General features: G+C 58.5%; 20 protein-coding genes. 8 read left to right on the top strand and 12 right to left on the bottom strand.

The annotated features are described in order from the left end of the window. The first annotated feature begins 61 nt into the window (after positions 1-61). Together EHN06_RS14685 and EHN06_RS14680 are read left to right on the top strand one after the other, a co-directional pair. Positions 62-1,081, top strand: a complete 1,020-nt coding sequence (locus tag EHN06_RS14685; protein WP_127333286.1) for an alpha/beta hydrolase — start codon at positions 62-64, stop codon at positions 1,079-1,081. A gap of 24 nt (positions 1,082-1,105) precedes the next feature. Then, on the top strand, positions 1,106-1,762 hold the full coding sequence (locus tag EHN06_RS14680; RefSeq protein ID WP_127333285.1) for an OmpA family protein: 657 nt from the start codon (positions 1,106-1,108) through the stop codon (positions 1,760-1,762). A 56-nt stretch (positions 1,763-1,818) separates the two neighbouring features. Here the strand turns inward: EHN06_RS14680 and EHN06_RS14675 are convergent, their stop codons facing one another. Next, the gene (locus EHN06_RS14675) at positions 1,819-2,103 is read right to left on the bottom strand and encodes a hypothetical protein (RefSeq protein ID WP_127333284.1); all 285 of its coding nucleotides are present in this window, start codon (positions 2,101-2,103) and stop codon (positions 1,819-1,821) included. Positions 2,104-2,322: 219 nt separating this feature from the next. Between EHN06_RS14675 and EHN06_RS14670 the strand changes: the two genes are divergently transcribed. Next, positions 2,323-3,615 carry a S8 family peptidase gene (locus EHN06_RS14670; protein WP_127333283.1) on the top strand — a complete coding sequence of 431 codons (1,293 nt, stop codon included), beginning with the start codon at positions 2,323-2,325 and terminating at the stop codon, positions 3,613-3,615. A gap of 86 nt (positions 3,616-3,701) precedes the next feature. Here EHN06_RS14670 and serA read toward each other — a convergent pair whose 3' ends face one another. Further along, positions 3,702-4,931 carry a phosphoglycerate dehydrogenase gene (serA, locus tag EHN06_RS14665; RefSeq protein WP_127333282.1) on the bottom strand — a complete coding sequence of 410 codons (1,230 nt, stop codon included), beginning with the start codon at positions 4,929-4,931 and terminating at the stop codon, positions 3,702-3,704. A 200-nt stretch (positions 4,932-5,131) separates the two neighbouring features. Between serA and EHN06_RS14660 the strand changes: the two genes are divergently transcribed. The 4 genes from EHN06_RS14660 (at position 5,132) to EHN06_RS14645 (ending at position 8,184) form a co-directional block, all read left to right on the top strand. Beyond that, entirely contained in the window at positions 5,132-6,535 is a 1,404-nt protein-coding gene (locus EHN06_RS14660; RefSeq protein WP_127333281.1) for an FAD-binding oxidoreductase, read from the top strand. Further along, the gene (locus EHN06_RS14655) at positions 6,535-7,218 is read left to right on the top strand and encodes an SIR2 family NAD-dependent protein deacylase (RefSeq protein ID WP_127333280.1); all 684 of its coding nucleotides are present in this window, start codon (positions 6,535-6,537) and stop codon (positions 7,216-7,218) included. The genes EHN06_RS14660 and EHN06_RS14655 overlap by 1 nt, the downstream gene beginning before the upstream one ends. 100 nt (positions 7,219-7,318) lie before the next feature. Continuing rightward, complete coding sequence (locus EHN06_RS14650; protein ID WP_228257319.1) at positions 7,319-7,702, top strand: DUF6152 family protein; 384 nt, start codon at positions 7,319-7,321, stop codon at positions 7,700-7,702. Between the two features lie 20 nt (positions 7,703-7,722). Next, complete coding sequence (locus tag EHN06_RS14645; RefSeq protein ID WP_127333279.1) at positions 7,723-8,184, top strand: hypothetical protein; 462 nt, start codon at positions 7,723-7,725, stop codon at positions 8,182-8,184. A 29-nt stretch (positions 8,185-8,213) separates the two neighbouring features. On the opposite strand, the gene EHN06_RS14640 is transcribed toward EHN06_RS14645, so the two are convergent. The 5 genes from EHN06_RS14640 to EHN06_RS14620 all read right to left on the bottom strand — a co-directional run bounded on the left by EHN06_RS14640 (position 8,214) and on the right by EHN06_RS14620 (position 12,881). Further along, a complete protein-coding gene (locus EHN06_RS14640; RefSeq protein WP_127333278.1) occupies positions 8,214-9,521 on the bottom strand; it encodes an ABC1 kinase family protein in 1,308 nt (435 codons plus the stop codon). A gap of 48 nt (positions 9,522-9,569) precedes the next feature. After that, positions 9,570-10,232: a fumarylacetoacetate hydrolase family protein gene (locus tag EHN06_RS14635; RefSeq protein ID WP_127333277.1), complete on the bottom strand. Its 663-nt coding sequence runs from the start codon at positions 10,230-10,232 to the stop codon at positions 9,570-9,572. Positions 10,233-10,254: 22 nt separating this feature from the next. Next, positions 10,255-10,797 (bottom strand): adenine phosphoribosyltransferase, encoded by a 543-nt coding sequence (locus tag EHN06_RS14630; RefSeq protein WP_127333276.1) that lies wholly within the window; start codon positions 10,795-10,797, stop codon positions 10,255-10,257. A 30-nt stretch (positions 10,798-10,827) separates the two neighbouring features. Then, on the bottom strand, positions 10,828-12,126 hold the full coding sequence (locus tag EHN06_RS14625; protein WP_127333275.1) for an NCS2 family permease: 1,299 nt from the start codon (positions 12,124-12,126) through the stop codon (positions 10,828-10,830). Between the two features lie 134 nt (positions 12,127-12,260). Then, the gene (locus EHN06_RS14620; protein ID WP_127333274.1) at positions 12,261-12,881 is read right to left on the bottom strand and encodes a trimeric intracellular cation channel family protein; all 621 of its coding nucleotides are present in this window, start codon (positions 12,879-12,881) and stop codon (positions 12,261-12,263) included. A gap of 221 nt (positions 12,882-13,102) precedes the next feature. On the opposite strand from EHN06_RS14620, the gene EHN06_RS14615 reads away from it, so the two are divergent. Next, positions 13,103-14,083: an NADPH:quinone oxidoreductase family protein gene (locus EHN06_RS14615; protein ID WP_127333273.1), complete on the top strand. Its 981-nt coding sequence runs from the start codon at positions 13,103-13,105 to the stop codon at positions 14,081-14,083. A 473-nt stretch (positions 14,084-14,556) separates the two neighbouring features. Here EHN06_RS14615 and EHN06_RS14610 read toward each other — a convergent pair whose 3' ends face one another. The 5 genes from EHN06_RS14610 to atuD all read right to left on the bottom strand — a co-directional run bounded on the left by EHN06_RS14610 (position 14,557) and on the right by atuD (position 21,619). Further along, complete coding sequence (locus tag EHN06_RS14610) at positions 14,557-16,386, bottom strand: long-chain-acyl-CoA synthetase (RefSeq protein WP_127333272.1); 1,830 nt, start codon at positions 16,384-16,386, stop codon at positions 14,557-14,559. Positions 16,387-16,456: 70 nt separating this feature from the next. Then, on the bottom strand, positions 16,457-17,284 hold the full coding sequence (locus tag EHN06_RS14605; protein ID WP_127333271.1) for an SDR family oxidoreductase: 828 nt from the start codon (positions 17,282-17,284) through the stop codon (positions 16,457-16,459). Beyond that, entirely contained in the window at positions 17,281-19,263 is a 1,983-nt protein-coding gene (locus EHN06_RS14600) for an acetyl/propionyl/methylcrotonyl-CoA carboxylase subunit alpha (protein ID WP_127333270.1), read from the bottom strand. Before EHN06_RS14600 ends, EHN06_RS14605 begins: the two co-directional genes overlap by 4 nt. A 219-nt stretch (positions 19,264-19,482) precedes the next feature. Next, positions 19,483-20,304 (bottom strand): enoyl-CoA hydratase/isomerase family protein, encoded by an 822-nt coding sequence (locus tag EHN06_RS14595; protein ID WP_127333269.1) that lies wholly within the window; start codon positions 20,302-20,304, stop codon positions 19,483-19,485. Between the two features lie 154 nt (positions 20,305-20,458). Next, positions 20,459-21,619, bottom strand: a complete 1,161-nt coding sequence (atuD, locus tag EHN06_RS14590; protein ID WP_127333268.1) for a citronellyl-CoA dehydrogenase — start codon at positions 21,617-21,619, stop codon at positions 20,459-20,461. Between the last annotated feature and the right edge of the window lie 168 nt (positions 21,620-21,787).

Genomic DNA, 21,787 nt, shown 5'->3' with positions numbered 1-21,787 from the left:
AGCGAACAAGAGGCGTGTGGGCCATCTTGAATCACCTTAAATGACAAGCGTGTAACTCTACGTGTACTGGAAAACAGATACCATAGAAATTCCGGATTGGGATCGCAGCTCATTGCTGGACCGGCTTGAGCCGTTTGATCCGTCTGCCCCCCGGGAACTGGGGGAAGAGATGGTCGCGTACTGCCGTTATTATGGCCTGGATCTCTGGGTGGAACATCCCGAGGTAAGCTACCATCAGGGCTATGTCAGCGCCGGGCGGCACCAGGTCATGGTGCATTACTTCCGGTCACCGGAGGGTGCCGGATCGAAAGGCACGGTATTTATCCTCCATGGGTACTTTGACCATGTGGGATTATACAGCCAACTGATCGATCGCTGCCTGGGCGCCGGGTTTGACGTGCTGTCCTATGATCAGCCAGGCCATGGACTGTCCAGTGGCACGCCAGCGGCGATTGGCAGTTTCCTGGAATACCAGGCGGTGTTATCGGAGGTGATGGCCCGGATGAAAGGTCGAGTGAGGGGCCCCTGGTATGCGGTTGGACAGAGCACCGGCGGGGCCATCCTGATCGATTACCTGTTGTCGAACCAGCACGATCAGCAAACCTCGGATTTTCGGCAGGTCGTGTTGTTGGCGCCATTGATCCGGCCCATGGGTTGGCTGGGTGCGAAGGTGCTGCACAGTCTTGCCAGGCCATTCCTGACACGATGGCGTCGGGTGTTTGCCGAGAACAGCGGCAATACGCGGTTCCTGCGATTCCTCAAGGAACACGATCCGCTCCAGGCGCGGGCGGTTCATGTGGACTGGGTATCGGCTCTGAGGAGCTGGGTGCCCCACATTGAGTCTGCCAGACCGGTGAATTTTCCGGTTACGGTGGTTCAGGGCGAAAAAGATCTGACCGTCGATTGGCAGCATAATTTGCGGATCATCCGTAATAAATTTTCCTCGGTGGAGGAACTTCGTATCCCCGATGGTCGTCATCATTTGGTGAACGAAGCGCAGGATCTGCAATCGACGGTATTCAATACCATTATTGATACCTTCTTAAACGACCGTGCGGGTGCTCTGTCAGAGGCCTGCTAGGGATAAAAAAGCCAGGAGTATGCTGTGAAAAAGACTGTTCTCGCATTTGCGGTTGCCACCGTTGGTTTGGGTGGCTGTATGACCTACGACCCGTATACCGGGGAAGAGAAAACTTCCAATGCCACCAAGGGAAGCATCATCGGCGCTATTGGTGGTGCTGCTGTGGGTGCTGCAACGTCTAGCAGCAGTGACCGTGGCAAAGGTGCGCTGATTGGCGCTGCCAGTGGTGCTGCCGTTGGCGGTGGTATCGGCTACTACATGGACAAGCAGGAAGCCGAGCTTCGCCGTAAGCTGGAAGGCTCAGGCGTGCGGGTAGTGCGTAACGGTGATGAAATTGAGCTGGTCATGCCGGGCAACATCACTTTCGATACCGATCAGTCCACGATCAAGCCTTCCTTCAGCAATACACTGGAGTCCGTTGGCCTGGTGCTCAAGGAGTTCGACAAGACCATCATCCAGATTGATGGCCATACCGACAGCACCGGTTCCCAGAACTACAACCAGCTGTTGAGTGAGCGCCGTGCCGGTTCCGTTCGGGACTTCCTGCTTAATCAGGGCATTGAGCCCAAGCGTACCAGGGCCGTGGGTTATGGCCCACGTTACCCGATCGCGTCCAATGACACGGCTGCCGGACGGGAGCAGAACCGTCGGGTAGAGCTGACGCTGGTGCCGATGCAGTAAGATCTGTTTTGGACAGGAAAGCCCCGGTGTCGCAAGGCACCGGGGCTTTTTAACATTTAGTTGGTATTGCTGGGGAGCCACTCATCAATGCGGTCTTTCAGATCCTGAAGCCGGTCTTCGCCGGAATCCCGTACCTCTCCCAGTTTTTTTCGGGCGTCCTCAATCCGGTCTTCCAGTTTCTGTATCTTCTCGGAAAACTCTTTCTGAATCTCAGCCTCGGCCTGGTCGTCCCTGGCTTTCGCCATCTTGTGCTCGGCGTCTGCCCTGAGACTGTCGATCTGCTTGCTCCAGCGTTCAGTCTGGGTTTCCAGCTTGGTCAGCAGCGAATCCTTCAGTGACATAGTCCACTCCTGTCTGTGGGTGATGCGTGCGACTTGAACAAATATTCTCCCTATTAACCATGGACGTTATTGGCAGTTTCTCAAGTGCGAATGGAAAACAAGGTGGTTAAATAACGTTAACCTGATCACACTTTGGCCCTCGTGGCCATGTTTGGGATGTGCCGCCTGTGACAGATTGTCACGCTTGAGCGATTAGAATAACCAAACAGGACGTGCACTATGATCAACAGAATGTTTTCCGCCGCTTGCCTCGGTGTGGCCTTAGTCGCTTCCGCCCCAGTGGTCCATGGCGGCTTGCTGGGGGCTACCGGTAATACCGCTGAAGAAACCACCCAGCAGGATCTGCAGCCAGGCGACGTACTGCCCGGGCGTTATATCCTGACACTCGATCCAGAACTGCCCCATCTGCTCGGGTTGCCGGACTTGCAGGCGGGTGTTGAATCACTCCTGTTGGCTGTTGGCGGTGGAGATATTCTCCACCTGTACAGCACCGCAATGACCGGTGCTGCTGTGGAATTGACCGATGGCCAGGCTGAGCTGCTGTCGTCCCTGCCGGGGGTGCAGGCTGTTGAGCCGGATCGCATGGTTGCCGCCAACTCGGAAGTTCAGCAAGGTGCACCCTGGGGCCTGGATCGTATTGATCAACAAGTGTTGCCTCTGGACGAGTCATACCGCTATCCGGCCTCAGCCGGGGCGGGGGCCAACGTCTATATTATCGACACCGGTCTGCGGGACAGTCATGTGGAGTTTTCCGGTCGGGTGATTGAAGGGCGCAATTTCGCGGCAAACGACACCGGCCTGTTGGGCCTGGGCGGTCTGCCTTTGATCGGTTCTCTGTTGAACGCTGGTGGGGAAACTGACCCCGCTGACACCACCGACTGCAATGGTCATGGGACTCATGTGGCCAGCACAGCCGTGGGTTCCGAGTATGGTGTTGCCAAGGCAGCCTCCGTGGCTGCGGTGCGGGTGCTGGACTGTTCCGGTGCCGGTTCGAATGCTGACGTGATTGCCGGTGTGGACTGGGTTGCTGAAAACCATCAGTCGCCTGCGGTTGCCAATATGTCCCTCGGAGGTGGTGATTCAGACGCCTTGGACTTTGCGGTGAAAGGTGCCATTGCGCAAGGTGTGACCTTTGTTGTTGCTGCCGGTAACAGCGATGCCGACGCCTGCTCGGGTTCTCCCAACCGTGTGGAGGCTGCGATAACGGTGGGTAGTACCACCCGTGAGGATCAGCGCTCATCCTTCTCCAACCACGGTGAGTGTGTAGACCTGTTTGCGCCCGGATCCGACATCACGGCGGCCTGGTACCGGAACGATACCGAAACCAACACCATCAGCGGCACGTCAATGGCTTCGCCCCATGTCGCCGGTGTGGCGGCTCTGCTATTGGGGGATCAGGGTGGCCTGAGCCCGGATCAGGTGAGTGCCGCCATTCAGGAGATGGCGACGGCGAATGTGCTGAGTGGTATCAAGGCGGGTTCGCCGAATCTGTTGCTGCGCGCACCTCAGTAATCGCTATCGAAACTGAAACTGGCGCAGGAGGAATAAAAAACGGGAGCCCAAGGCTCCCGTTTTTTATGGGCCATCCGCCGTTCTGATCAGAACAGAACGCGACAGCGAATGGTGCCCTTCACGTGGCGCAGCTTCTCCAGCGCCAGCTCACCGTATTCCTTGTCAACATCGATCACCACGTAGCCAATGTCTTCCTTGGTTTGCAGGTACTGGCCGCAAATGTTGATGCCATTCTCCGAAAACACCTGGTTGATCTCTGACATCACGCCCGGCACGTTCTCGTGAATGTGCAGCAGACGGTGCTGGTTCGGATGCGACGGCAGTGCCACTTCCGGGAAGTTTACGGAAGAGACAGAGGTGCCGTTGTCGCTGTACATGGCCAGCTTTTCCGCCACTTCGCGGCCGATGTTCTCCTGGGCCTCGATGGTGGAGCCGCCGACGTGCGGGGTCAGTATGACGTTATCGAACTCCCGTAGCGGAGAAATAAACTCCTCGTCGTTGGACTTGGGCTCAACGGGGAATACGTCGATGGCCGCACCCAGCAGCTTGCCGCTCTTCAGTGCATCCGCGAGGGCGTCAATATCCACAACAGTACCGCGGGACGCGTTCATCAGGATGGAACCCGGCTTCATCTGGGCGAACTGCTCGGCCTTGAACATGTACTTGGTCGACGGGGTTTCCGGTACGTGCAGGCTCACCACATCCGAGATGTTCAACAGCTCCTGCAGGGTGCCCACCTGAGTGGCGTTACCGATCGGCAGTTTGGAGACTACGTCGTAGAAGTAAACGTCCATGCCCAGACCTTCAGCCAGCACGCTGAACTGGGTGCCGATGTTGCCGTAACCGATGATGCCCAGCTTCTTGCCGCGAATCTCGTAGCTGTTCTTGGCAGACTTCAGCCATTCACCGCGATGGGCCTTCGCACTTTTCTCGGGAATGCCACGTAATAGCAGAATAGCCTGTGCCAGGACCAGCTCAGCCACGCTGCGGGTGTTGGAGAAGGGAGCGTTGAATACGGCGATACCCCGGCGGGTAGCTGCCTGCAGGTTTACCTGGTTTGTACCAATACAGAAACAACCCACTGCCACCAACTTCTGGGCGGCATCAAATACTTTCTCGGTCAACTGGGTGCGCGAGCGAATCCCGATGAAGTGCGCGTCGGCAATCTTCTCAATCAGGTCTTCCTCGGCCAGCGAGTGAGTCAGGTACTCGATGTTGGTGTAGCCTGCGGCGTTCAGGGTATCAATGGCAGATTGATGCACGCCTTCCAGCAGCAGGATCCGGATTTTGCTCTTTTCGAGAGACGTATTTGACATGGGCTTGCTTCCGAACCTTTCGTCACGTGAAATGACCTGGAGCCAGGATCGTCGGGCTGGCTCACAGAACAGGGGCGGTATGATACCATAAACGCAGATTTTCACAGCGCGTCGGATTGCCTGAATCAACTGTCTGGTGATTGCCAGGGGATCGGGCATACAACGACCGGCCGCCGAACCCTTACGAGACATCGAACTCCATGAACTCTGAACAGATTATCGCTTCGCTCCGAGAACTGGTTGCCACCGGTGACACCCCCGGCAAGGTACTGACCGATCCGGCCGACCTGGAAAACTACGGCAAGGACTGGACCAAAATCTATCCGCCGAAGCCGTTGGCCATAGTGCTGCCAAAAACAACGGAGCAGGTGCAGGCATTGGTGAAATTTGCCAATCAGAACCAGGTCGCACTGGTGCCATCCGGTGGTCGTACCGGTCTGAGTGCGGGTGCGGTTGCCGCCAACGGCGAAGTCGTGGTGGCGTTCGACAACATGAACCAGATTCTGGATTTCAGTGCCAGTGACCGCACCGTACGTTGTCAGGCAGGAGTGATAACCGAGCAATTGCAGACGTTCGCGGAAGAGAATGGCCTGTATTACCCGGTAGATTTCGCCTCCGCCGGTTCCAGCCAGCTGGGAGGCAACCTGTCGACCAATGCCGGTGGCATCAAGGTGATCCGCTACGGCATGAGCCGGGACTGGGTTGCCGGTCTGAAAGTGGTGACTGGCAAGGGCGATATTCTGGACCTGAACAAGGACCTGGAAAAGAACAACACCGGTTACGACTTGCGCCATCTGTTCATCGGTGCCGAGGGCACCCTGGGCTTTATCACTGAAGCCACCATGAAGCTGTCCCGCAAACCGGACAACCTGACCGTGCTGGTGTTGGGGCTCAATGACCTGACTAACACCATGGACGTGCTGCAGACGTTCCAGAAGCAGATCGACCTGACCGCCTACGAGTTCTTTTCCCATGAAGCCATGGGACACGTGCTGGCCCACGGCCAGGTGCAGGCACCTTTCGAAACCGAGGCTCCGTATTACGCCCTGCTGGAGTTCGAAGCGGTGTCGGATCAGGTGATGGATGACGCCATGACCCTGTTTGAACAATGCGTCGAGAACGGCTGGGTACTGGACGGAGTGATCAGCCAGAGCGAAACCCAGGCTAACAATCTCTGGCAATTGCGGGAGCGGATCTCCGAATCCATCGCGCCGCGCACACCCTACAAGAACGACATTTCCGTGGTGGTCTCCAAGGTGCCGGGCTTCCTGCAGGAAATCGATGCTGTGGTGAACAAGCATTACCCGGATTTCGAGATCATCTGGTTTGGCCACATTGGCGATGGCAACCTGCACCTGAATATTCTCAAGCCGGAAGACATGGCGAAAGAGGACTTCTTCGAGAAGTGCCAGCAGGTGAACAAATGGGTGTTCGAGATTGTCGAGCGTTACCAGGGCAGTGTCTCCGCCGAGCACGGTGTTGGCATGACCAAGAAGCCCTACCTGCATTACACCCGCAGTGAGGCGGAGATCGCTTACCTCAAGGGTATCAAGCAGGTCTTTGATCCCAACGGCATCATCAACCCGGGCAAGATTTTCGACTGATGCAGGATCACATCGTGGTACTGACAGGCGCTGGCATCAGCGCCGAAAGCGGACTCTCCACCTTCCGTGACAACGGCGGGCTGTGGGAGCAGCACAGTGTGTACGATGTGGCCACACCCGAAGCCTTTGCCCGCAACCAGGAGTTGGTGCTGCAGTTCTACAACGAACGCCGGCGCCAGCTTCGGTCCGCCCGCCCCAATCAGGCCCACCGTATGCTGGCGGAGCTGGAACAGCAGTATCGCGTTACCGTGGTCACCCAGAATGTGGATGATCTTCACGAACGCGGCGGCTCCTCCAACGTGATTCACCTGCACGGCGAATTAACCAAGGCCCGCAGCTCCCGCTTTCCGGAACTGGTGTATGACATCGGTTACCGGGACATCGCCCCGGGTGATACCTGTGACCACGGCGCCCAGCTCAGGCCCCACATCGTCTGGTTCGGCGAGGAAGTGCCGATGCTGGAGAAGGCAGCGGAGGTTGTGCGCACGGCCGATCATCTGCTGATTGTAGGCACCTCGCTACAAGTCTATCCCGCCGCCGGTCTGGTCTATGAAGTGGATGTGGATGTGCCCATCACCGTCATAGACCCGGGCGAGCCCGCCAGCGTGTCCCGGGCCCGGGTGATTCAGAAGGGAGCCTGCGAGGGCGTGGCTGAGTGGGTAAGCTCAATCACCCGCCGTTGAACCTCTCCGCGCTTTGTTGAACGTTTCCCGTCCGCAGCGGTCTTAGCCTACTGTTGTCAGTGTCCCATGGAAAAGTCCGGCATCTGTCCAGGAGGAAATAATGATGACCATAGGCAACCAATCCGGATTACTGGCGCTGCTCATTGGCGTCCTGCTGGCGTGGTCCACCGCATCCTTGGCCCATCACGGCTGGGGCTGGGCCACGGATGAAGAGTTTGAAATCACCGGTACCATTACCGGAGTGCGTCTGGGAAATCCTCATGGCGAGGTGACCATTGAGGTGGATGGCGAGGAATGGGTGATCGAGGTTGGGCAGCCCTGGCGTAATATGCGGGCGGGGTTGACGGATGAACAGCTCAGCAAGGGCCGCAAGATCACTGTTCATGGACACCGTTCCGCCCGGGAGGGGGAGCGTCGTATGAAGGCAGAGCGGGTGGTGGTCGATGGTGAGGATTTCAACCTCTACCCGGGGCGTGATTCCTGACGGTTCACTGACGCTGGCTCATGGAATCCTGGCTGACTGCCCTGGAAGCCTCCGCGTTGGCTACGGCACTGCGTAACTCGGTGTGGCTGTATCCACTGGTCAACGCAGGCCATATCCTGGGGGTCGCGCTATTGGTTGGTGGCATTGTGCCACTGGATCTGCGGCTGCTGGGCTTGTGGCGAAACCTGCCCCTGGCTCCGTTTTGGCAGGTGTTGCGGATAACGTCCGCGACGGGGCTGGTGGTTGCGGCGGTTTGCGGGACCCTGCTGTTTTCCACCCGCGCTACCGAATACGCGGCCTCCCCCTGGTTCCAGGCCAAGATGTTGGTGGTGCTACTGGCCGTCACCAACGCACTCTGGTTGGCCTGGTGTACACGGGGTAGTGGGCCGTGGAAAGCCGACGTCGCGAGATTGCCGGCGGCCATTTCACTGCTGGCCTGGGGAGTGGCGCTTGGCCTCGGGCGACTGCTGGGATATTTTTGAGGCCTGTTCACCGGACAGTAACCGTGCCGTCAAATCCGGCCCAGGTATTTCTCCAGTTCGTCGCGAAACGCCGCCTGCACCCCCAATCGCTTTAGCATCCAGTAATGCCCCGCAATCATCCGGTCGATAAAGATGCTCTCCACCGGCGGCTTGAAGTAATCCAGGTATTTGAAGACCGTACTGGTCTTGGCGGCAACGTGTTTGTGTAGCTCGGATTCGGCGAAGTCGTAGGGTTCGTCCTGGTCAAAGGGGACAATCAGGATATCTCGCCACATGGCGTAGTACGCTTCATCCACGGCGGGCTGGTTTTCCACTCGCGCGCCCAGATCGATCAGGTGACGATCCAGCGCCTGGTAGTCCTCGTCCAGGGCGGCAACCAGCACCTTGCGATAGGCCTCCACAATCTCCGGTTTCAGTTTCTTGACGCAGCCGAAGTCGTATAGGATCACCGAGCCATCGGGCCGGTAGGCAAAATTGCCGGCATGGGGGTCGCCATGGATGCACTGGAAGCGAAACAGTTGGTCGGCCATGGTGGTGAAGATGCGGTGACCGATCAGGTTGATGGTGTCCTGATCGTAGCGGGCCGGTGTGACCTGGTTGACGTGATCGCCTTCCACCAGCTCCAGGGTGAGCACCCGCCGGGTGGAATGGCTGTCGATGACCGCGGGGATGATGACCCAGGGATCATTGGCGTGGAACTCCCGGAACATCTTCAGGTTGCGGGCTTCGTTTTCGTAGTCCAGCTCTTCCTTGAGGCGTATCCGGATCTCTCCGAACAACTGGTCAACGGTTTCCTTGGGCATCTTCAGCAGGCCACCGAGTTTCAGTGCCAGGCGCAGTTGTTTCAGATCCGAGTCACAGGATTCGTCCACGCCGGGGTACTGGACTTTGACGATCACATCGGTGCCATCGTGCAAGCGGGCCCGGTGAACCTGGCCGATGGAGGCGGCGGCGTATGGCGTTTCCTGAAGGTATTCAAAAAGCTCCGGGACCGGCTTGCCGAGCTCGGCCTCCACCTGCGCGACGATAACCTCGAACGGCATCGGCGGAGCTTCTTTCTGCAGTCGTTCGAGGGCGTCGGAGAACTCCTTGGGCAGGAAATCCTGGGTCTGGGACGCAATCTGACCCACTTTCATCACGGCCCCTTTGAGCTCGCCCAGAGTATCGGCGATCTGGCCGGCCATGCGAGTGTAGCTTTCACTTTGGGCGCCTTCGTCGTTCTCGGTACCGAACAGGCGACGGGCTCTCTGCCCGGCGTACTGTCCCGCCACGGAGGCGGTCATGCCTGCAAGTTTAAAGAAGCGTCCACTGCGGGAAGTCACCGGTTTTTTAGCCATGCACTGAATACGTCCTGAGCGACGGAAAGGTTTGGACCCTATCTTACGCTAAATGACCCGGGTTTCGACAAACAGGACGTCTTCCAGCTCCAGGGACAGGGTTTGCCCGGACGCGAGTGCGCCGACGCCACTGGGCGTGCCCGTCAGCACCACGTCTCCCGGCATCAGGGTGAACTGGCTGCTCATATGGGCGATCAGCGGAATGATCGGGTTGAGCATGTCGCGGGTATCGCCGGTTTGCTGTCGCTCGCCGTCAATGTCGAGGGTAAAGGTGAGGTGATCCTTCCTGAGCTTGTCTGCGGCCACGAAAGGCGACAGCGGACAGGCACCATCAAACGCCTTGGCGCGTTCCCAGGGCTGCCGTTTTTCTTTCAGCATGGTTTGAACGTCCCGGAGCGTAAGGTCCAGTGCCAGGCCGTAGCCGAGGATGGCAGCTTCCGCCTCGCTGGGTGAGGCATTGGTGAGCGGGCGGCCAATCAGAACGGCCAGTTCTGTTTCGAAATGAACATCACCCCGATCACGGGGAAAGTCCAGGGGGCGAGTAATGTGTACTGCTGCGGTGGAGGGCTTGATAAACAGCAGCGGTTCGTCAGGCACCGGGTTATTGAGCTCCCTGGCGTGCTCCGCATAGTTGCGGCCAATACAGACTATCTTCCCCAAAGGCAGATGAACGGGGGTGCCGTCCTTCCAGTGATGTTGATAATCGGGCATGGCCGCCTCCTGATGATTCGTGCTATTCGCCTTCGAATGAGCAAACAGTATAAACCTGTAATCCCTCTTCCCGCAGCTTCCTCGAACCGCCGAGATCCGGCAGGTCGATCATCGCCGCCACTTCCACAATATCAGCTCCGATCCGACGAATCAGCCTTGCAGCGGCCAGCATGGTGCCGCCGGTGGCAATCAGGTCATCAACCAGGACAACACTGTCTCCGGGTTTGAAGGCATCTTTATGGAGTTCCACCGAGGCCGTGCCGTACTCCAGTTCGTAATCTTCCACCAGGGTGTCGAACGGCAATTTGCCTTTCTTGCGTACCAGCACCAGTGAGGCGTTCAGTTCGTAGGCCAGGGCCGAACCAATGATAAAACCACGGGCATCCACGGCGGCGACAGCATCAATTTCCTTGCCGTGGTAGCGGTGTACAAAGGCATCAATCAGCTTTCGAAACGCCGTCTTGTCCTGAAGCACCGTAGTGATGTCACGGAACGCAACACCGGGTTTGGGCCAGTCCGGTACCGTGCGAATGGTTTTTTTGATGCTCTCTGAAAAGTAATCCATAACAGTTCCGATGATCGCTCTGGATGCGGCTCAGGCCACATCCAGGAAAATGAATTTCAGGATAAAGACAACGGCAATAATGACCACGCTGGCATTAAGGTCGGACCAACGGCCACTCAATGCCTTGAGAATAGCGTAGGTGATAAAGCCGAGTGCGATGCCGTTCGCGATGGAAAAAGTCAGTGGCATCATCAGTGCCGTCACCACCGCCGGTGCCGCATCCGTGACGTCGTCCCAGTCGATCAGTTTCAGGCCGCTGGCCATCAGCACAGCCACATAGAGCAGGGCGGGAGCGGTTGCGTAGGGCGGAATGATGCTGGCAATCGGAGACAGTAGCAGGCACGCCAGGAACAGGGCCGCAACGACCACGGCGGTAAGACCGGTGCGACCGCCAGCGGAAATACCGGCTGTGGATTCGATATAGCTGGTGGTGGTGGAAGTGCCCAGTGCCGCTCCCGACATGGTGGCGATCGAGTCAGACATCAGTGCGCGGCCCAGGCGTGGTAGCTTGCCGTCCTTATCCAGCAGGCCGCCGCGCTGGGCAGCGCCGATCAGGGTGCCGGACGTATCGAACAGGTCTACAAACAGAAATGCAAACACCACGCTGATCATGCCCACATTGAGGGCGCCGGCGAGATCCAGTTGCATAAAAGTGGGCGCGAGGCTGGGTGGTGTGGAAATAAAGCCTTTGTATTCCACCATTCCGAACGCCATGGCGACGCCGGTAACCGCTATGATGCCGATCATGACCGCGCCGGTGATCTGACGGAAGGACAGGGCGCAGATCAGCAGGAAACCACCGAAGAACAGCAGGGCTTCGGGAACCTTTACGTCCCCCATACCCACCAGCGTGGCCTGGTTGTCCACGACAATGCCGGCATTCTTCAGCGCAATCAGAGCCAGGAAAAAGCCAATACCCGCAGAGATGCCGAATCGCAGAGACATCGGGATACTGTTTATTATCCACTCCCGTACCCTGAGAATACTGAGCACGAAAAACAGGAAGCCGGACAGAAAGACCGCACCCAGGGCCACCTGCCAGCTGTAGCCCATGCTGCCGACCACGGTGAATGAAAAGAACGCGTTCAGCCCCATGCCCGGGGCCAGGGCGATGGGATAATTGGCCCAGAGGCCCATAATCAGGGTGCCGATCACTGCCGCCAGGCAGGTGGCGACAAACACCGCACCGAAATCCATGCCGGTGGAGGATAGGATGCTGGGATTGACCACAATGATATACGCCATGGTCAGGAAGGTGGTCACTCCGGCCACCACCTCTTTACGAACATCGGTGCCGTGGGCCTTTAACTGGAATAGTCGCTCAAGCATGACGTGGGTCTGCCTCACTGAGTGCTGGGTAGGGGTTCGGGATTGAAAAGACTCGATAAAACGGGATTGTGTGAAAAAACGGCAATCTTACCGACTGGAGGACTTCAGGCCAAGGGATGATTGCTGATTCAATATTACGGATTGCCCCTAGTGTCCCGCTGTAGCCTGATATCAAACCGGACAGCCAGCATCCGTACAATAACGATAAACAACAGGCCGATACTCAGCGCCATGGTCTCGCTTTCCATGACCCATTGGCACACAAAATAAAGCCAGCAACCGGCGAATGAGATGGACGCGTAAATCTGGTCTTTGCGGAAAATGAACGGTACCTCATTGCATAAAGTGTCTCGCAGAGCGCCACCAAAGGTGCCGGTCATCACACCGAGCAGGGAGGCAATAAACCAGGAATGGCCGAGATCAAGGGCCAGTTGGGCACCCAGAATGGAGAAAATGCCCAGGCCGATGGCGTCCGGAAACACGATTCGTGACTCACGGATTCGGTGTGCCCGGCGCCAGTAGCTGAATATAATCGCCATGGCAAGAATGAGGATCGGCTGCTCCTGGTGCTGGATCCAGTACAGCGGGTGGTTGTCCATCATCAGGTCCCGCAGGGTACCGCCGCCCAGCGCCGTGATGAAACCAATGGTAAAGACACCCACGGGGTCCATGTTTTTGGAGCGGGCAACGATCATTCCTGAAATGGCGAAGGCAATGACCCCGATCATTTCAAGAACGTAGATGATATCGAACATAAAAGATCCTGAACGGCAGGAAACAGCGGCAAACCGGTCCGGTTTGAGTGCGCGAAGGATAGCCTAAATTGACACCGGATTCATCCCCGACAGGCACTGGTTATAAGTGCTACTAATAAAGTTGGATAAGACACCTTTATTTGCTTCATGCGGCGACTCTGTTTAGCTTGATGGAAATCAGGTACGGCATTCCCTTTCGCCAATAACAATGGAGTCACTGAATGAAAGCCATTCTCTGTAAAGAATACGGCCCAGCCGAAAAGCTGGTGATCGAAGACGTTGCAAGCCCCGATGTGAAAGGCCACGGCGTGAAGATCCGCGTCAAGGCCGCGGGCCTGAACTTTCCCGATACCCTCATTATTGAGAACAAGTACCAACTGAAACCATCCCTGCCGTTTTCACCTGGCGGTGAAATGGCCGGTGAAGTGATCGCGGTGGGCGAGAAAGTCACCCGTTTCAAGCCGGGTGACCGGGTAGCCGGCCTCACCGGTTACGGCGCTTTCGCTGAGGAAATCGTGGCGCCGGAACAGAATCTGATTCCAGTACCCGACGCCATGCCAGACGAAAAGGCCGCCGCCTTCTCCATGGTCTATGGCACCTCCTACTACGCCCTGAAGCAACGCGCCAACCTGCAGCCGGGCGAGACCCTGCTGGTATTGGGCGCCAGCGGCGGCGTGGGTCTGGCCACGGTGGAACTGGGCAAGGCCATGGGAGCCCGTGTGATTGCGGCAGCCAGTTCCACCGAGAAGCTTGCGGTGGCGAAAGCAGCCGGTGCCGATGAGCTGATCAACTACACCGAAGAGCCGCTGAAAGAGACCGTCAAGAAACTCACCAACAGCAAAGGGGTGGATGTCATCTACGACCCGGTCGGCGGCGATTTCACCGAACAGGCCCTGCGAGCCATGGCCTGGAACGGCCGCCACCTGATCATCGGTTTTGCCGCTGGTGATATTCCGAAGATCCCGGCGAACCTGACACTGCTGAAGGGCTGTTCCGTGGTCGGCGTATTCTGGGGCAGCTTCACCCAGCGCGAGCCGGAGGCCAGCGCCCAGAACATGATGGAGCTGATGAAGCTCTACGCCGAGGGCAAGATCGATCCGAAGATCAGCGAAGTGTTCGAGTTCGAGGATTATGCCAAGGCCCTGGGTGCCCTGACCGAGCGGCGGGCTACCGGGAAGGTGGTGCTTAAGGTCGGTTCCTGAGTTTTGGTTTAGTCTGGGATCCCAGCCTGCCGGGTTTGGTGGTGACGCCATGTCGGGCAGGCCGTCCCAAAAACCGCTACGAGCACATCCATGTGCGCTTCTTTCCGGCCGTCCCTGGCCTCCAAGATTTTTGGGACGGCCTGCCCGACATGGCTTGTAAGCTTCTCAGATATGTCCCGACCTACGTACCCACGCTCTTGATTTTGACCGGATATAACTGAACTGTCCGAATGCGCTGGTGGGCGCCCCCTCCCAAAAATGTCGGAGGCCATGGATGGCCGGAGATCAAGCGCACATGGGTGAGGCCGAGCGTTTATGAAGCGAAGCTTCATGCGACAGCCGAACGACAGCAATCTGTGATTGCTGGCTGGACCCCGGAGGGGTGCTTGTAGCGGTTTTTGGGAGGGGGCGCCCACCAGCGCAGTCCCCCAAGCCATCAGGCTAGGGCCCATAGAAGCAGGCCCCTCCAATGGTCAGAAGCTTATCTCACCAGCATCAATCTCAGAAAGCAGCTTCTCATCAAGCCTGGTATACCCCTCAGTACGAGGCAGCCAGGCATAGACCTCCTCGCCGGGCTTGCCGATGGAGTAGCCGGCTTTCTGGATATCCACTTTGCGATACTTGAACGTGCCGGTCTTCTCGATGGCGTGGGTCACGCGCACGAACACCGGGATGGCATAGGCAGGCAGGTTTTCCTTCAGGTAAGCGAACAGCTTGTTGATATCGAACTCACTGCCATTGCTCTGGGGCACCAGAGTCACCATGCCGGCCTTGCCGTTGGTTTTGGGGATTTCCACGCCGTAGACGATGGCTTCCTCCACCATGCCAGAGCCGTCGAGGATGTTTTCCACCTCCGTGGTCGACACATTCTCGCCCTTCCAGCGGAAGGTATCACCCATGCGATCCACGAACTGCAGGTGGCCGCAGCCGATTTGCTTGAGGACGTCGCCGGTATTGAACCAGGCATCGCCTTTCTTGAACGCGTTACGGAGTATGGATTTTTCCGTGGCTTCTTTCTGGGTATAACCTTCGAACGACCACTTCTTGGTAATCTCACCGATCAGCAGCCCCGGCTCACCCTTGCGGACCTCCTCCATGTAGCCTTTCTTATTGCGGATTGGGTCCCGGGTGCCTTCGTGGAATTTCACCAGTTTGTACGGCGCGGTGGAGAAGCCCACCGTGTTGTCCATGTTGAAGAAGTTGGAGAAACCGATGTTGCCCTCGCTGGAGGCATAAAGTTCCGCCACGGTTTCGATGCCGAAACGCTCCTTGAACTCCTTCCAGATCGACGGGCGCAGGCCATTGCCGATCATCTTGGTCAGGCTGTGGTTGCGGTCTTGCTCGCTGGCGGGCTGGTTCAGCAGGTAGCGGCAGAGCTCACCCACGTAGCCAAAGGTGGTGGCGTTGTAGCGGCGCACATCGTCCCAGAACGCGCTGGCGGAGAACCTGCGGCGCAGGGCGATGGAGGAGCCGCCAGCCAGGACTGAACCCCAGCACACCAGCAGAGCCGTACCGTGATACAGCGGCAGGGTGCAGTAGAGGACATCCTCCGGCTCCATGGCCAGGGACATCAGGCCGAAGCCGCCGTAGGCTTTCACAAACTTGCGATGGCTGCCGGGAGCGGCTTTGGGCAGGCCGGTGGTGCCGGAGGTGAACAGGTAGATGGCCGTGTCCCCCATTTTCGGCGGATTGCTCAGTACCGGATTGGTGCCACCATGGGCGCTCACTTTTTCTGCCATGTTGACGTAGCCTTCCGGGGCGTCGCCGAAGATATTCAGGGTATTGGTGTCGGCCAGGAACAGGAACGGCGTGCGGTGCCGGGTCAGCAGATCCGCCTTTACCGCATCGAACGGTTCCACCAGTTCTTCGCCAACCACCACCATGCGAGGTTTGATCAGGTTTACGCTGTGTTCCAGCACCTTGCCTTTCTGGGAGGTGTTGAGCATGGCGCAGGACACGCCGATCTTGGCAGCACCGGCCACCACGGCAAGAAGTTCCGGGCGGTTTTCCAGGAAAACGGCGATGGACTCGCCCTTGACCAGTCCCTGTGCCAGCAGGAAGTTGGCAATACGGTTGGCCCAGGCGTTGAATTCGGACCAGGTGAGGCTGCGGTCTTCGTAGGCAATCGCAGGACGGGACGGGTATTTTTCCGCGTTGCGCTCCACCAGGGTGCCGAGGGTCAGTTCTTTCTTTTCGTTCTTGACCGAGTAGTAATAGTAACCCTTGGCAATGGAAGGGAAGCGGCGGACGATGCGGGGAATGCTGCGGACGATGTCACGGGCTGAAACGTTATCTTGACTCATGGTGTTATCCGTAAGGGTTTTGAGTTGTCGTTTTATCGTTCACGCCCCGGGACACCATCCGCCTCCGGGGCTAATCCAGGAACAGGTCCGGTAGCAGCGGTTTGTCGCCCGCGGCGTATCGGTACTGTTCGAAATCGGTTACGCCATCGCCCCTCAGCACTTCTTCGTCGATCAGGGTCTGACCGGTGAGGCTGGTGCCCGGGCGGTTCAGGATGCTGACCGCGGCATCGGCCATGATCTCGGGCTTGCGGCCCTGAGCCATCATCTGTGGGCCACCCACTTCAAACTCGATGGCGGCCGTGGCGATCAGGGTTTTTGGCCACAGGCAGTTGACGGCGATGTCGTAGCGTTTGAATTCCTCTGCCATCCCCATGCTGAGCATGGTCATGGCGTACTTGGTTGTCGTGTAGGGTCCGTACTGGGCGAACCACTTGGTGTCCAGATTCAATGGCGGCGACAGGCTCAGGATATGAGCGCTGTCCGACTGTTTCAGCCAGGGCAATGCCGCCTGACTGCAGACAAACACCGCACGGGCGTTGACCTGATGCATCAGGTCATAGCGGCTGGCCTTGAGGTTTTCCACCCCGGTCAGCCGGATCGCGCCGGCATTGTTCACCAGTACATCAATGCCGCCAAAGTGTTCGCCGGCTTCGTTGACCCGCTGGAGCACCTGTTTCTCGTCCCGCACATCCAGCACCAGGGGCAGTGCCTGGCCGCCAGCGGCACGAATTTCATCGGCGACGCTGTGAATGGTGCCCGGGAGTTTTGGGTGTGGTGTGTCGGACTTGGCCGCAATCACCACGTTCGCCCCCTGTTTCGCGCAGGCCAGGGCGATGGCCCGGCCGATGCCCCGGCTGCCGCCGGTGATAAAGACCGTTCTTTTGTTCAGGCTGTTCATGCGTTGGCCTCCTGTTCTGTCGCCTCGCCAGCGGTAATATTCACCAGCAACTGGCTGCGCTTGACCTGGTCGCCGTTGCTGACAAGCACCTCGCCGACCACACCATCCCGATCCGCTTTGACCGGATGTTCCATCTTCATGGCTTCCAGTATAACCAGTGTCTCGCCCTGTTGGACGGTCTGGCCTGGGTTTACCAGCACATCAATGATGGCGCCATCCATGGAGGCCTGGATTTTGCCGCTGCCGACACCGTTGGCGCCCGCCGCTGGCTGGTGCGTCACGTCCCGCACCGACCAGGCTTGCCCGAACGCCTGCAAATATAGGGAATCCCCCTCACGGTGATATTGGCAACGCTGACGTACGCCATTGTCGATGATGCATAACAGGCCATCGCCGAAGCTTTCCAGGGTGAGCTGATAATGACTGTCGCCATGGCTGACAGACACTGTGTTTCCGGTCTTTCGCACCAGTAGCTCAACCGTTTTCTCGCCAGTGTCCAGCTTCATTGGCGTCATTGTGGCCGGCGCGTTGCTCCAGGCGCTCTGGCCCGAAATGCCATGGTCGAGAATGCAGGCTGCCAGGGCAAGCTCGCGGATGCCTGGCGTATAGGGTGCCAGTGACGGATCTTCACGGAAGGCCTGTTGCAGGAAGGCGGTGGTGGCCTCTCCCGCCCCGAACGACTCATTGGCGATGATACGGCTGAGGAAATAGCGGTTGGTGGTAACCCCGAACACGGTGGTGTCCTCCAGCGCTCGAATCAGCCGGCGACGGGCTTCGTCCCGGTTCTGGCCCCAGGCGATGACTTTGGCGAGCATGGGGTCATAGTGTGGCGTGATAATGTCGCCGGAGCGCACGCCGGTGTCGAAACGCAGGCCTTCTCCCTGTGCGGGTTCAAAGGCGTGCAGTGGACCGGTTTGTGGTGTGAAATCGTGGGCGGGATCTTCCGCGTACAGTCGCACCTCGATGGCGTGGCCGTTGAGCTGGATTTCGTCTTGCTTCAGGGGCAGAGGCTGCCCCTCCGCCACGGCCAACTGCCAGGCCACCAGATCCTGTCCGGTGATCAGCTCGGTGACCGGGTGCTCCACTTGCAGGCGGGTGTTCATTTCCAGGAAGTAGAAGTTGCGATCTTTGTCCACCAGGAATTCGACGGTGCCGGCGCCCTCATAGCTGCAGGCGAGGGCTGCTTTAACGGCTGCTTCGCCCATGGCTTGTCGCAGTTCCGGGGTGACGAACGGGGAGGGGGCCTCTTCCACGACTTTCTGGTGGCGGCGCTGCACGGAGCAGTCCCGTTCGCCGAGATAAACGGCGTTGCCGTGACGGTCGGCGAAGACCTGGATTTCCACGTGGCGTGGTTCGATGACGGCTTTTTCCAGGATCAGTTCGTCGTCGCCGAAGGCCTGTTTGGCTTCGGAGCGGGCGCGTTTGATGTTGTCCGCCAGTTCGTTTTCGTTCTGTACCAGGCGCATTCCGCGGCCACCGCCGCCGGCAGAAGCTTTGATCATCAGCGGGTAGCCGATGTCGCCTGCGGCGCTGGTGAGTTCTTCGTCGCTGGCGTTGTTACCTTTGACAGGGCCTTCGTAGCCGGGGACCACGGGTACACCGGCTTCCTGCATGGCGATTTTGGAGCGGCGTTTGCTGCCCATGAGTTCGATGGCGCCCGCTGGCGGCCCGACGAAGATCAGGCCGGCGTCTTTGCAGGCGTTGGCAAAGCCGGCGTTCTCGGAGAGGAAGCCGTAGCCGGGGTGGATACAGTCGGCGCCGGTTTTCTTTGCCGCTTCGAGGATGGCGTCGACGTTGAGGTAAGATGCAGACACCTGCGCGGGACCAACGCACACGGCTTCGTCGGCCTCATGTACATGCAGGGCGCGGGCATCGGCTTCGGAGTAGATGGCGACGGTCCGGTACCCCAGAGCTTTGGCGGTGCGGATGACCCGGACGGCTATTTCGCCTCGGTTGGCTATCAATAATTTTTTCAGCATGACTCTGTGACCTACATTTTCAGCGCGCTGGCGTTGTTTGGTGCTCGTCCGCACCCCTGTCGGGGCAGGTCTCCGGAAAACCGCTACAAGCACATCCCTGTGCGCTTCTCTCCGGCCATCCATGGCCTCCGAAATTTTCCGGAGACCTGCCCCGACAGGGGCGCTCCCGCTAACTTGGTTCTTGCTTGCTTGGTGAACACTTTTGTTCTGTTTGCTGAATCATTCAGCCTCACCTGCCCATTTCGGAGGGCGCTTTTGCATAAACGCCATAGTTCCCTCTGCGCCTTCGTCGCTTCGAATAGCCGCCGCGAACTTCTCGGCGGCGCTATCCAGCAAACCACTCATGGATTCGTGACCCACCCGATGCAGCAACGCTTTGGTTTCCGCCGTCGCCTTTGGCGCACAGTGACGAACGCGTTCGAGGGCCTGGCCGAGCAATTCGTCGATCTGCTCGTCCGAAGTTGCTACCTGATGAACAATCCCGAGCGTGCAGGCTTCGTCCGCACCAATTCTCAAACCGAGTAACGCCAGCCGCCGGGCCTGGGTCAGGCCGATGCGTTCGACAACAAACGGTGCGATCTGTGCGGGGATAACGCCGAGGGAGGTTTCCGGCATGCCAAATTTGGCGGTCGGTCCGGCAATGGCGACATCGGAGACGCAGGCCAGGCCGAAGCCGCCGCCCATTACCGCGCCTTCGGTGACGGCGATGACGACCTTTGAGGATTCGTTCACCTGCTGGATCATCTGGCCGAATGCGCGGTTCAGGCGGTAGAACGGATCGGCTTCGCCATCGGCGGCGTCCTGGCTGCGGGCGCCGGCCATGTCTTTGATATCACCGCCGGCGCAGAAGTGGCCGCCGGCCCCGCGGATGACCACGGCGCGGATGCTGAGGTCGGTTTCGATCTGTGCGAACACGGTCGACAGTTCCGCCACCATTTGCAGGCTCATGGCGTTGCGCACGTCGGGGCGGTTGATGGTGACGTGCAGGGTGGGGCCCTGTTGTTCCAGTAGTAGTGTTTCGCAATGTGGTAGCTGATCCATCATAAGACTCCACGTATGTTGTCTGGGGCCGGTGGCCCGGTATCACTGTCCAGGACCGTTGAGGGCCATGGATGGCCCGAATCGAGCCCTACAGGGAGGTACTTGTGGGCGTGTCCTGGACAGTGATACCGGGCTGCCGGTTTTGCACCAAATGTCAGTCGCGACGCTTGCCGGGCAGGGTTCCCATCATTTTGCAGATGATGCCCAGCATGATTTCATCAGCGCCGCCGCCGATGGACACCAGCCGCACATCCCGGAACGCGCGGGACAGCGGGTTATCCCACATGTAGCCCATGCCACCCCAGTATTGCAGGCAGCTGTCCGTCACCTCACGACCCAGGCGGCCAGCTTTCAGCTTGGCCATGGACGCCAGGCGGGTCACGTCTTTGCCTTCCACATGTAGCTCGCAGGCCTGATACGTCAGGGCTCGCAGGGCCTCTACCTCGGTTTGCAGCTCAGCCAGGCGAAAATGGATGACCTGGTTGTCGAGCAGCGGCTGTCCAAAGGTCTTTCGCTCGCGACAGTAGTCGATGGTCTGGTTGATGCAGTTCTCCAGCGCCTTGATCACGTTGGCGGCGCCCCACATGCGTTCTTCCTGGAACTGCAGCATCTGCATCATGAACCCGGTGCCTTCGGCGCCGATGCGGTTACGCTGGGGCACGCGGACGTCGTCGAAGAAGATTTGCGCGGTTTCCGACGAACGCATGCCGAGTTTGTTCAGGTGCGGGCTGAAGGAAATGCCCGGTGAGTTCATGGGCACGACAATCAGGGATTTGTTCTTGTGGGGCTTGTCGTCGGAGGTGTTGGCCAGCAGGCAGATGAAGTCAGCCTTGGGGCTGTTGGTAATCCACATCTTGGAGCCGTTGATGACGTAGTCATCGCCATCTTTCTTCGCGGTGGTCTTCATGCCTGCGACATCGGAACCTGCGCCGACTTCACTGACGCCGATACAGCCGACCATATCTCCGGCGATGGCCGGTGTGAGGAACTCGCGCTTGAGTTCATCTGAGCCAAAGCGGGAGATCGCAGGGGTACACATGTCGGTCTGCACCCCGATGGCCAGCGGCACACCGCCGCAATGGGCCATCCCCAGTTCTTCCGCCGCCACCAGGTTGTAGCTGTAATCCAGCCCCATGCCTCCATACTCTTCGGGCTTCTGGATGCCCAGCAGGCCGAGGTTACCGAGTTTCTTGAAGATCTCATGAATCGGAAACTCGCCGGCTTCCTCCCACTCGTCGCAATGGGGGTTGATCTCTTTTTCCACGAAGTCACGGACGGTTTTCCTCAGGGCTTCGTGTTCGGCAGTGAATTTCATGTTTTTGTTCTCCTCGGGTGTTAGTTCTTGCCTGCATGTATTGGTGCAGGTCCGTTAGCTTGGGTGGCGGGTGTGGGGGACCGATTCCAGAAAAACGCTACGAGCACATCCCTGTGCGCTTCGCTCCGGCCATCCATGGCCTCCGAGATTTTCTGGAATCGGTCCCCC

This window comes from Marinobacter sp. NP-4(2019), assembly GCF_003994855.1.
GTDB lineage: Bacteria > Pseudomonadota > Gammaproteobacteria > Pseudomonadales > Oleiphilaceae > Marinobacter.
Note: the sequence above shows the minus strand (reverse complement) of the source record. Positions and strands in the feature narration are given on the sequence as shown.